The sequence below is a fragment of the Pseudomonas sp. AD21 genome (assembly GCF_002878485.1).
In the GTDB taxonomy this organism is placed as follows: domain Bacteria; phylum Pseudomonadota; class Gammaproteobacteria; order Pseudomonadales; family Pseudomonadaceae; genus Aquipseudomonas.
The window spans coordinates 1-10,672 of the sequence record NZ_NQYG01000106.1; the positions used below are offsets into that span (position 1 = coordinate 1).

Here is a 10,672-nt window from a genome sequence, read left to right on the forward strand (position 1 = left end):
CCTCTCCCTCTGGGAGAGGGCTAGGGTGAGGGGCTTTTGATCTACAGGCTTTAACCCGGGGTCAAACACTCCGGCCCATTGAGTTTCGGATCATTGATCAGATTCGCCAACACCCGCTCACGCAGCGCCGCCGGTTCACTGGCCAGCAAACCCTGCAACACATGCAACGGCGTCTCCGGATCCAGCCACGCCGCCTGCCCCGCCTCATCGAGAATCAACGGCCGGCGCTGGCTCGACGCCGGTTGGGTAATCACCGCCGTACTCAACCAGACCTGTTCCTGCACCGGATACGCCTCCCAGATCGCCGCAAAAAACAATGACGAGCCCTCCCCCGGCGTCAGCCAGAACGGCCGCTTGCGCTGGGTCCCGCGCCATTCGTAAAAACCGTTGGCCGGCAGCAGGCAGCGGCGCAGACGCAAGGCTTCGCGGAACATAGGTTGCTCGGCCACGGTTTCCGCCCGGGCATGTGCCGGTGTTTTCGACAGATCGGTCAGCCACGGCGGCGTCAGGCCCCAACGGGCGCGGGCCAGCGAGCGCGTGCCGTCGGCCTCGGCACGCAGCATCAACACCGAATCATTGGGGGAAATGTTCCACTGCGCCTGCTGATCGGCGGGAAAACCAGGCAGGGCCGCGAAATCGCGGTTCCAGCGAAACAGGGCATAACGTCCACACATGGGGCAACACGACTCAGAAGTAAAACGAACGCCAGCCTAACAGACCAGCGTGCCGGGGAAGCTCTCCGGTTCATCGCCGGGCAGCGGCAGCGCGGCATTGTACGCAGTGATCAGCTCGCGGGCGTACTCGGCCTGATCGTTATCGACCGACAGGCCGAGCAGGCCGAAAATCGGCAACTCACCCGTGCCGCCGAGCAGATCCCGGCCCACCAGGTGCGCCTCGATGCCTTCGCTGGCGAGCATGCCCTTGAGCATTTCGCCTTCCATCAGGTTTTCCGGCTCGTAGATTCGCTGCATGCGCGCCCCTCACTCGTTTTCGCTGTGGACTTCGAGCATCCATTCCCGACCATCGGTTTGCAGCGTGAACTTGATCGGCCTGCAGCACACAGGGCAGTCCTCTATGTAGGTCTGATCCCCGGCCGACAAATCCAGAACAGCTTCAGCTTCCTCACCACAATACGGACATTCGTAGCGCTCGGTTTCCAGCATCACGGTCTCCCAGGTGACTTGTGCGTATAATCGCCGGTCTATTTGCAGGGCTATTTTTGTCTGGCTACTTTTTCAGACCGTGCCCCGCGGGTTTTCGATCAAATCCTTTACTTACCCTAGCCGTTTCCAACAAGAGAGCATGATGGGCGAATTCGATGCCATCCGACCTTACGACGACAGCGAAGTACCTGTGGTACTGGCAAGACTGCTCGGCGACAAGGCGTTTCTAGATATCCTCACCCACTTCCGCTTCCCGCGTTTTGCCGGTGCCTTCGGCTGGATGCTCAAACCACTTATAGCCCATCGGCTGCGTCGTGAGTTCGCCGACGTGACATCGGTGGCGACTTTGCAGGACAAGGTCGAGTCCTACGTCGACCACACCATTGAGCGCGCCACCGACGGCGTGACCTACACCGGGGTCGAGCAATTCAAGTCCGGCAGCGCTTATCTGTTCATCGCCAACCACCGCGACATCGTGATGGACCCGGCCTTCGTCAACTACGCCGTGTACCACGCCGGCCTGCCGACGCCGCGCATCGCGATCGGCGATAACCTGCTGCAAAAGCCGTTTGTCAGCGATCTGATGCGCCTGAACAAGAGCTTCATCGTTCATCGTTCGATCACCGGCCGTCGCGAGAAGATGGCCGCGTATCAACTGTTGTCGGCGTACATCAACTATTCGATCCGCAACGATTGCGCCTCGATCTGGATCGCTCAGGCCGAAGGCCGGGCCAAGGATGGCGATGACCGCACCGAGTCGGCGATCCTCAAGATGTTCCACATGAGCCGCAAGGACGAGCCGTTCGGCGAAGTCATCCAGTCGCTGAACCTGACCCCGGTGTCGATCAGCTACGAATACGACCCGTGCGACCAGGCCAAGGCCCGCGAACTGTACATCCGCGCCACCACTGGCACCTACGTCAAGGCGCCGGGCGAGGATGACGTGAGCATTGCCAAGGGCATCACCGGCTACAAGGGCCGGGTGCACGTGAACTTCGCCGCGCCGATCACCGAACTGTTCGAAGACACCAAGCAATTGGCAGTCGAGATGGACAAGCAGATTCTCGGCGGTTATCGCCTGTTCCCCGTGCATTACCTGGCGTACGCGCAGTGGGCCGATGCCGATCCGCAACTGAACGTGCCAAAAGCGGCCGAGGTGTTCCCGGCCGACGAACTGGCCAAGGCACAGGAAGAATGGCAGAGCCGGCTGGACGCCTGCCCTGAAGAGCACCGTCCGTATCTGGTGCTGCAATATGCGACGCCGGTGCGCAATCAGTACCGCGTAAAAGCTGGGTTGCCGCTGTAGAACCTTTGGCAAATCCGATTGTGGCGAGGGGTTTTATCCCCGATGGGGGTGCGCAGCGCCCCCTCTGTTTCCATCTGGAAAAAAGCATGGGCCTGCTGCGCAGTCCATCGGGGATAAATCCCCTCACCACAAAGGCTTGCGTTGCTTTTAGTAGCGGGTGCTGATCCACGAGACGATCAGGGCCAGGCCGAGGCAGGCAAAACCAAAACGGTAGAAGAACCGGTTCATGCGCAACGTCGCCCAATCCAGTATCGGTTCGGCGTTCGGTTGGGCCTGGCGCTGGGCGGCGATGCTGGCCATGGCACGTTGTTCACGACGGCGGGTCGCGTGCAGCAGCCAACTGCCCGGGAAGGCCAGGGCCAGCGCCAGCAGGTTTATCAATTTGGCGGGATGGGCGGTAAACAGCGTCATCAAGTGCAGCGACATCACAGACCTCGGAACTGAATCGGTGTGGCAGACGCCCGTTCGACGACTGCGGCGCGGATTCTACCCAAACCCTCTTCCATCGCCCTAGCCTTTGCGACAAATAACCTGACAATCGACCGATGGCTGTCCTGTGTCACGGCTTCGTCATTTGGATCGGCCACCATGCGCGCCTCGAAACACACATGGAACGCGACATGCTTCACGCAGAAAACCAGGATCGCCTGTACCTCATCACCCCGACCGACGAACAGCAGAGCCTCGTCGGCAGCCTCGCCTTCAATGTCCAGGATCGCCATTGGCTGGTGTATTGCGCCCTCGGCGGGCATCAGCATGCGGATTTGCCCGAGACCGATTTGCTGACGGGCGTGAGCGTTCTCGACTTCTATTCACAAGCCGCCTGAAACACCGTTGCCCCCTGTAGGAGTGAGCCTGCTCGCGAAGGCGGACGATCAGGAACCATTGATGTTGAATGTTAAATTGCAATCGCGAGCAGGCTCACTCCTACAGGGGCAGCGTTGAGCCTGACTTAACAGTGAGTACGAAAAAGCCCGGGGCCATCGCTGGCACCGGGCTTTTTTACATTCGCCGAAAAACTTACTCGGCGAGGATCTGACCCACGGTCGGGTCCTTGAACAGACGGGTCAAGGCGTCGCTCAACACATCGCTGACCAGCTTGGTGTTGGTTTCCTGGTTCGGCGCCATGCCGAAACGCTGGTCCAGCGAAGCGCCGTAACGTCCGCTGTAGCGACGGTTGCCGCTCTGCACGTCGGAACGGAAGGTCGCGCCGATGGTAGCTTCGGTCACGTACATGCCCTCTTTGGGCGACTGGTACTTCAGCTCGGTCAGGGTCACGGTCAACTGCGGCGCGTTCATCGCGTTGCTGGTCGGGGTGAAGCCGAGCAGACGCACGGCGGCTTCAGCCTGAGCCTGCAGCTTAGGCAGGATTTGCTCGCGCTGTACGGTGATGGCGCTGGTTTCCGGGTACAGGCCACCACGGGTACCGAGGGTTGGCGACGGACGACCGTCAACCACGCGCACCACCACTTGCTGACCGTGGCCGACCGGCGCCAGCTGTGTGGTCAGCTTCGGTTCCGGGCTCAGTTGTTGCGGGCTGTGGGCGCAGCCAACCAGGGTCAAACTGGTCACAGTGATCAAACCGAACAACAGGCGTTGCAACATGCTCTTTTCTCCAGAATCAGGCACAAACAGGCCGGCAGTATAGCGGTGGGCCACTGCGGGTCACCAGCACTCGACAGTGAATACTCAAATGTCTGACAAACCCTTGGGAAAGCGGTTCCTGTCACAGATTATTCACCGCCCATACACCTTGGCGTCACGGCTGCCTGGCAAGCTTCAAAGCAGTCCTCCAACAAGGTACTCGCCATGCGTTATCTGATCTCGTTGTTCGCCCCACGTCCGCTGCACCGCAGCTTTGCCCTGCTCGACCGCAACGGCCATTGCCAGGCATTCAAGCAGTGCAGCCTGCAGCCAATGGGCGACGGCTGGGTGGAAATCGAAGAAATCCGCCTCAACTGGTTGCACCAGCCACTGCCCGCCAGCGCCCGCGTCATACCGTCGCAGCCCCGCGCACGGGTACAGGCGATGTTGAGCATCTGACCGGATGCCTAATAAAAGTCATTAAACACGAGCAACTGCCCGCATTTCTTCGATACAATCTCCCCCCGATTATAAGGACGTCTCCTGATCGGGCCCCGCAACAGCGTCAATGCGCTTGCATCGACATCAAAATCGCCCACAGAGAGCCGCCCACACAGATCGAGTGAAGTTGGCGCGCTTGCCTGTTCTTCCGGCAAAAACCCCCGCTTTTCGCGAATCTGCAGAGCTGTCATGACGCTCGGCCACCGCTTTTTTTTGCCCTTGCGGGCAGGGTGCCAAGCCTGGACAGCCCTTTTTTGAGGTTCACGTCTTCAAAAGAGCGTGAAAAAAACGGGTTTTCACAACTTCACAAGAGTGTGGCGAGCAAATGAAAAGTTTTGCGTCTGAACATGCACCATTAGCGTCTGAAACAGCCCAACGACACAGGACCGGGTATACCTCGAATATCGGAGCCTGAAGCCTGTCCGCTACGGATTTGGTTGCACAAAAACGGATGTCTCGACCATAAGTCGAATTGCCAGCTGCGTGCTGAAATGAGTTCATGGAGCTCTTGAAAGCCAAGCCGCATACATCCGTCGAAGTTGCGAAAAATTGCGAAGATTCGGACATGGCGAACCTGACCATGGATAGCCTGGACACCACTGACCTGTCCCGGAACGCCTGGCAGCCATGCCGACAATTTGGTGCTGCAGATTTTGGAGACGCGTTAAATGGCGCATAACGAAGCAGTCGACGTAGTTCTGGTTGGGGCCGGCATCATGAGTGCCACCCTGGCAGTGCTGCTCAAAGAGCTCGACCCCGCGATCAAGCTGGAAGTCGTCGAGCTGATGGATTCCGGTGCTGCGGAGAGTTCCAACCCTTGGAACAACGCCGGTACCGGCCACGCAGGTCTGTGCGAGCTGAACTACACGCCGCAGGCCGCTGATGGCACCGTCGACATCAAGAAAGCCGTACACATCAACACCCAGTTCGAGGTGTCGAAGCAGTTCTGGTCGTACCTGACCAAGAAAGGCACGTTCGGCTCGTGCAAATCCTTCATCAGCCCGGTGCCGCACCTGAGTTTCGTCCAGGGCGACAATGGTGTGTCCTTCCTCAAGTCACGCTTCGACGTGCTGCACAAGCATCACGCGTTCTCCGACATGGAGTACACCGAAGACAAAGCCAAGATGGCCGAGTGGATGCCGCTGATGATGCCGGGCCGCTCGCCGGACGAAGTCCTCGCCGCGACCCGCGTGATGAACGGCACCGACGTCAACTTCGGCGCCCTGACCAATCAGTTGCTCAAGCACCTGACCAGCGCTCCGGATGCTCAAGTCAAATACTGCAAGCGCGTGACCGGCCTCAAGCGTAACGGCAGCGGCTGGACCGTCAGCATCAAGGACGTCAACAGCGGCAGCAGCCGTGAAGTCGACGCCAAGTTTGTCTTCCTCGGCGCTGGCGGCGCCGCGCTGCCGTTGCTGCAGGCTTCTGGCATCGAAGAAAGCAAAGGCTTCGGTGGCTTCCCGATCAGCGGCCAGTGGCTGCGTTGCGACAACCCGGAAGTGGTCAAACAGCACCAGGCCAAGGTTTACAGCCAGGCCGCTGTGGGTTCGCCACCGATGTCGGTGCCGCACCTGGACACCCGCGTGGTCGACGGCAAGAAGTCCCTGCTGTTCGGGCCATACGCCGGTTTCACCACCAAGTTCCTCAAGCATGGCTCCTTCATGGACCTGCCGCTGTCGGTTCGCGCCGGCAACATCGGGCCGATGCTGGCCGTGGCGAAAAACAACATGGACCTGACCAAGTACCTGGTCAGCGAAGTGATGCAATCGATGGAGCAGCGCCTGGATTCCCTGCGTCGCTTCTACCCCGAGGCGAAAGCCGAAGACTGGCGCCTGGAAGTGGCCGGCCAACGGGTGCAGATCATCAAGAAAGACCCGAAGAAAGGCGGCATCCTGCAGTTCGGTACAGAACTGGTCGCGGCCAAGGACGGCTCCCTCGCCGCCCTGCTCGGCGCTTCGCCAGGCGCTTCGGTAACCGTTTCGATCATGCTGGAACTGATCGAGAAGTGCTTCCCGGCCAAGGCCAAGGGTGAGTGGGCTGGCAAACTGGCCGAGATCTTCCCGGCCCGCGAGAAAGTCCTGGAGACCGATGCTGCGCTGTATCGCAAAATCAACACGCAGAACAACATCGCGCTGGAACTGGTTGAAGAAAGCAGCGAGACCCCAAGCTTCGCTTGATCACGCCGCATAAAAAACGCCCCGTACTCAGTGAGTGCGGGGCGTTTTTTTACGCGTGAACATTGGCAAGACTTCTGTGGCGAGGGGATTTATCCCCGCTGGGCTGCGAAGCGGCCCCAAAACCTGCTGATAAGGTGTGTCAGGCAAACCGCATTTTTTGGTTCTGCGACTGCTGCGCAGCCGAACGGGGATAAATCCCCTCGCCACAGTTATTGGGGATACCTCACGTGCGGGACTTTTCGATCAGCTCGATGTAGTCCGGCGCGTTGCGTTGATCCGCGATCAGCTCAACGAAGGTCTTGCCCTGCTCGTCCTTGCCATCCACGTCATAACCGGCAGCCACGAAGAACGTCAGAAACCGCTCGAAGTCATCGATGCGCAGACCACGGTAAGCCTTGATCAGTTTGTGCAGCGACGGCGAAGTGGCGTCGACCGGCTCAAAATCGAGGAACAGCTTGATCTGCTCATCGCCGATCTCGTCACCAATCACTTGTTTCTTATCTTTACGCATTGCCGACTCCAGCTCGCAGACATGACACGGGGCGGGCAGTTTACCCCTGCCCGGGCACAAGGCTCAACGCGCTCGAACGGCCCCGGTGTGCAAATCGGCCCAGATATGGCCGTTGGCGTAACCAAGGAACTGCACATAGACGGTGTCGTTGCGCAGCAGATCGATGATCACCCGGTATTGGGCCTGTGGATAAAACAACGTCAGGGTTTTGCTCTTGTCGTCGTAGACCGGTTTTTTCAGACTTTTGCTTTCGCCATCGAAGTTGACCAGGACCTGAGTGATGCTCGCGCCCTTGTTCAAGGACTTGCCCCTGAGGCGGATCATCAGTGGCGAGGTGACCGGAATCGGCTGTTGATTGGACTGGCGTTGCGCGCCGACGACCACGGAATAATCGGTGACTTGCAGCAATTGTTGCTGTTCAGGTTCCGCATCGCGCAGGGTCAGGTCGTCCGGCGGCAGAAACTGACTGTGCATCGGCGCAGCAAAAAGCGGCAGGCTGAAGGTCAGCAACAGGGCGGCAAAACTGCGGATCAAGAGGCTCATGACAGGCTCCGGAGGCGGGGCCGCGCACTCTAGCATGGGTATCGAGGATGAATCTGCACACCCAAAACAACTGTAGGAGTGAGCCTGCTCGCGATAGCGTCGTATCAGTCAACATCAACGTTGCTGACAGACCGCTATCGCGAGCAGGCTCACTCCTACAGGGGATGGTGCGGGGTTCTTACATGCCTTTAACGGCAAAGATCCCATTGGCGTTGCGCCAGTAGCCTTTGTAGTCCATGCCGTAACCGAAGATGTAACGGTCGATGCACGGCAGGCCGACGAAGTCTGCTTTCAGGTCAGGACGCGCCTTGCGGTCGTGGTCCTTGTCGATCAGCACGGCGGTGTGCACTTTGCGCGCGCCGGCGTGTTTGCAGAAATCGATGATCGCGCCCAGGGTGTGACCTTCATCGAGGATGTCGTCGATGATCAGCACGTCGCGGTCGATGAACGAGACTTCCGGCTTGGCTTTCCAGAACAGGTCGCCGCCGCTGGTTTCGTTGCGATAACGAGTGGCGTGCAGGTAGGACGCTTCCAGCGGGAATTGCAGGTGAGTCAGCAGTTTGCCGGAAAAAATCACCCCGCCGTTCATCACGCAGAACACCACCGGGTTGCTGTCAGCCAGTTGTTCGTTGATTTGTGCACCGACGCGGGCGATGGCGGCCTCGACTTCAGCTTCGGTGTACAGGCAGTCAGCCTCTCGCATGATTTGACGGATATGCTCGAGATCAGCGGACATGGCACTCTCCAGGGGGGGATGTTTTCGGAAAAGCGGGCAAAGGTACGCATCCAGCGAGGCCGAATCAAGCCTTTATGGACTAACGTACAGAATGTCCTATAGGACATCACCCTCGGATAGATTAATCTAGGCCGGTTTTTTTGCCCGCCGCCGGAGTTTTTCCATGCCCATCCTCGAGATCCGCCATCCGCTGATCCGCCATAAACTCGGCCTGATGCGCCGCGCCGATATCAGCACCAAGAATTTCCGTGAGCTTGCTCAGGAAGTCGGCGCCCTGTTGACCTATGAAGCTACAAAAGATTTGCCGCTGGAGTCCTACGATATTGCAGGCTGGTGCGGCACCGTGTCGGTCGAGAAAATCGCCGGCAAGAAGATCACCGTCGTGCCGATCCTGCGCGCCGGTATCGGCATGCTGGAAGGCGTACTGAGCCTGATCCCGGGTGCCAAGGTTTCCGCCGTGGGCGTCGCCCGCAACGAAGAAACCCTGCAAGCCCACACCTACCTGGAAAAACTGGTTCCGGAAATCAACGAACGCCTGGCGATGATCATCGACCCGATGCTCGCCACCGGCAGCTCGATGGTAGCGACCATCGATCTGCTGAAAAAAGCCGGTTGCAAGGACATCCGCGCGATGGTGCTGGTCGCCGCGCCGGAAGGTATTGCTGCAGTAGAAAAAGCTCACCCGGACGTGACCATCTACACCGCGTCCATCGATGAGCGCTTGAACGAGCACGGCTACATCATTCCTGGGCTTGGCGATGCGGGTGACAAGATCTTCGGCACCAAGCAGAAGGACGCGTGAGCATGCAGCAAGAGTTCAACGATCCGCTCTGGCGTACGGTGTTGTCCGGCGCCCAGATGCTGTTCGTGGCTTTCGGCGCCTTGGTGCTGATGCCGCTGATCACGGGCCTGGACCCGAACGTGGCACTGTTTACCGCAGGTCTTGGGACGATCCTGTTCCAGATCGTCACCGGGCGTCAGGTACCGGTGTTTCTGGCGTCGAGCTTCGCTTTCATCACCCCGATCATTCTCGCCAAGGGCCAGTTCGGCCTCGCCGCGACCATGGGCGGCGTGATGGCGGCCGGTTTCGTCTACACCTTCCTGGGCCTTGCCGTGAAGATCAAGGGCACAGGCTTCATTGACCGTTTGCTGCCACCCGTGGTGATTGGCCCGGTGATCATTTCCATCGGCCTGGCCATGGCACCGATTGCCGCGAACATGGCGATGGGCAAGGCTGGCGACGGTTCTGAACTGATCCACTACCAGACCGCGATGCTGATCTCGATGCCGGCGCTGCTGACCACGTTGATCGTGGCGGTGTTCGGCAAAGGCATCTTCCGTCTGGTGCCGATCATTTCCGGCGTGCTGGTCGGTTTTGCCATGTCGTTCTATTTCGGCGTGGTCGACACCGCGAAGATTGCCGCAGCGCCATGGTTCGCGATTCCGCATTTCACCGCGCCGGAGTTCAACTGGCAGGCGATTCTGTTCATCGTTCCGGTGGCCCTGGCCCCGGCGATCGAGCACATCGGCGGCGTGATTGCCGTGGGCAGCGTGACCGGTCGCGATTACCTGAAGAAGCCTGGCCTGCACCGCACCTTGCTCGGTGACGGCATCGCTACCACCGCAGCCGGTCTGTTCGGCGGCCCGCCAAACACTACCTACGCCGAAGTGACTGGCGCCGTCATGCTGACCAAGAACTACAACCCGAAAATCATGACCTGGGCGGCGATCTTCGCCATCACCCTGGCGTTCATCGGCAAGTTCGGCGCGCTGCTGCAAAGCATCCCGGTGCCAGTGATGGGCGGGATTCTGTGCCTGTTGTTCGGCTCGATCGCCGCAGTGGGGATGAACACCCTGATCCGTCACAAGATCGATCTGGGCGAGGCGCGCAATCTGGTGATCGTTTCGGTGACATTGGTGTTCGGGATTGGCGGTGTGCTGGTCGGCACCGGTACCGGTCCGGACGACTTCGGCCTCAAAGGCATCGCGCTATGCGCGGTGGTGGCGATTGCGCTGAACCTGATTCTGCCGGGCAATGATGGCTGGAAGAACAAGAAGGCGGATGAGCCACTGATCTAAACCCTTAGATCTGATCGTTCCCACGCGCAGCAAAGGAATGCCTCTAGGGACGCTCTGCGTCCAGTGACGCGG

At 59.4% G+C, this 10,672-nt stretch carries 14 protein-coding genes; 6 read left to right on the forward strand and 8 right to left on the reverse strand.

Annotated features, from left to right (window positions below; genetic code table 11):
- Nucleotides 1–50 precede the first annotated feature (50 nt).
- Genes PseAD21_RS28720 through PseAD21_RS28730 form a run of 3 tightly spaced genes read right to left on the reverse strand, consistent with a single transcriptional unit; the run spans nucleotide 51 to nucleotide 1,163 of the window.
- A complete protein-coding gene (locus tag PseAD21_RS28720) occupies nucleotides 51–674 on the reverse strand; it encodes an SOS response-associated peptidase (protein WP_102359082.1) in 624 nt (207 codons plus the stop codon).
- A 36-nt stretch (nucleotides 675–710) separates the two neighbouring features.
- Nucleotides 711–971 carry a putative signal transducing protein gene (locus tag PseAD21_RS28725; protein ID WP_025109321.1) on the reverse strand — a complete coding sequence of 87 codons (261 nt, stop codon included), beginning with the start codon at nucleotides 969–971 and terminating at the stop codon, nucleotides 711–713.
- A 9-nt stretch (nucleotides 972–980) separates the two neighbouring features.
- Entirely contained in the window at nucleotides 981–1,163 is a 183-nt protein-coding gene (locus tag PseAD21_RS28730; protein WP_102359083.1) for a CPXCG motif-containing cysteine-rich protein, read from the reverse strand.
- A 142-nt stretch (nucleotides 1,164–1,305) separates the two neighbouring features.
- On the opposite strand from PseAD21_RS28730, the gene PseAD21_RS28735 reads away from it, so the two are divergent.
- Nucleotides 1,306–2,469, forward strand: coding sequence for a 1-acyl-sn-glycerol-3-phosphate acyltransferase (locus tag PseAD21_RS28735; protein ID WP_178082182.1), 1,164 nt, complete (start codon nucleotides 1,306–1,308; stop codon nucleotides 2,467–2,469).
- A gap of 147 nt (nucleotides 2,470–2,616) precedes the next feature.
- On the opposite strand, the gene PseAD21_RS28740 is transcribed toward PseAD21_RS28735, so the two are convergent.
- A complete protein-coding gene (locus PseAD21_RS28740; RefSeq protein WP_047599199.1) occupies nucleotides 2,617–2,895 on the reverse strand; it encodes a hypothetical protein in 279 nt (92 codons plus the stop codon).
- Between the two features lie 194 nt (nucleotides 2,896–3,089).
- Between PseAD21_RS28740 and PseAD21_RS28745 the strand changes: the two genes are divergently transcribed.
- The gene (locus tag PseAD21_RS28745) at nucleotides 3,090–3,296 is read left to right on the forward strand and encodes a hypothetical protein (RefSeq protein ID WP_027612213.1); all 207 of its coding nucleotides are present in this window, start codon (nucleotides 3,090–3,092) and stop codon (nucleotides 3,294–3,296) included.
- A 193-nt stretch (nucleotides 3,297–3,489) separates the two neighbouring features.
- On the opposite strand, the gene PseAD21_RS28750 is transcribed toward PseAD21_RS28745, so the two are convergent.
- On the reverse strand, nucleotides 3,490–4,074 hold the full coding sequence (locus PseAD21_RS28750) for a YajG family lipoprotein (RefSeq protein WP_025109324.1): 585 nt from the start codon (nucleotides 4,072–4,074) through the stop codon (nucleotides 3,490–3,492).
- A 204-nt stretch (nucleotides 4,075–4,278) separates the two neighbouring features.
- On the opposite strand from PseAD21_RS28750, the gene PseAD21_RS28755 reads away from it, so the two are divergent.
- Both PseAD21_RS28755 and mqo read left to right on the forward strand, forming a co-directional pair.
- Nucleotides 4,279–4,512 carry a hypothetical protein gene (locus PseAD21_RS28755; protein ID WP_003228102.1) on the forward strand — a complete coding sequence of 78 codons (234 nt, stop codon included), beginning with the start codon at nucleotides 4,279–4,281 and terminating at the stop codon, nucleotides 4,510–4,512.
- 710 nt (nucleotides 4,513–5,222) lie between these two features.
- Nucleotides 5,223–6,731, forward strand: coding sequence for a malate dehydrogenase (quinone) (gene mqo / locus PseAD21_RS28760; protein ID WP_102359085.1), 1,509 nt, complete (start codon nucleotides 5,223–5,225; stop codon nucleotides 6,729–6,731).
- Nucleotides 6,732–6,954: 223 nt separating this feature from the next.
- Here mqo and PseAD21_RS28770 read toward each other — a convergent pair whose 3' ends face one another.
- The 3 genes from PseAD21_RS28770 to PseAD21_RS28780 all read right to left on the reverse strand — a co-directional run bounded on the left by PseAD21_RS28770 (nucleotide 6,955) and on the right by PseAD21_RS28780 (nucleotide 8,521).
- Nucleotides 6,955–7,242 (reverse strand): PA4642 family protein, encoded by a 288-nt coding sequence (locus PseAD21_RS28770; protein WP_102359086.1) that lies wholly within the window; start codon nucleotides 7,240–7,242, stop codon nucleotides 6,955–6,957.
- Nucleotides 7,243–7,305: 63 nt separating this feature from the next.
- Nucleotides 7,306–7,785, reverse strand: coding sequence for a hypothetical protein (locus PseAD21_RS28775; RefSeq protein WP_102359087.1), 480 nt, complete (start codon nucleotides 7,783–7,785; stop codon nucleotides 7,306–7,308).
- 178 nt (nucleotides 7,786–7,963) lie between these two features.
- Nucleotides 7,964–8,521 (reverse strand): hypoxanthine-guanine phosphoribosyltransferase, encoded by a 558-nt coding sequence (locus tag PseAD21_RS28780; protein WP_102359088.1) that lies wholly within the window; start codon nucleotides 8,519–8,521, stop codon nucleotides 7,964–7,966.
- A gap of 163 nt (nucleotides 8,522–8,684) precedes the next feature.
- Between PseAD21_RS28780 and upp the strand changes: the two genes are divergently transcribed.
- Both upp and PseAD21_RS28790 read left to right on the forward strand, forming a co-directional pair.
- Nucleotides 8,685–9,323: a uracil phosphoribosyltransferase gene (upp, locus tag PseAD21_RS28785; RefSeq protein WP_102359089.1), complete on the forward strand. Its 639-nt coding sequence runs from the start codon at nucleotides 8,685–8,687 to the stop codon at nucleotides 9,321–9,323.
- Nucleotides 9,324–9,325: 2 nt separating this feature from the next.
- Nucleotides 9,326–10,600 carry a uracil-xanthine permease family protein gene (locus PseAD21_RS28790; protein ID WP_102359090.1) on the forward strand — a complete coding sequence of 425 codons (1,275 nt, stop codon included), beginning with the start codon at nucleotides 9,326–9,328 and terminating at the stop codon, nucleotides 10,598–10,600.
- Nucleotides 10,601–10,672: the final 72 nt, after the last annotated feature.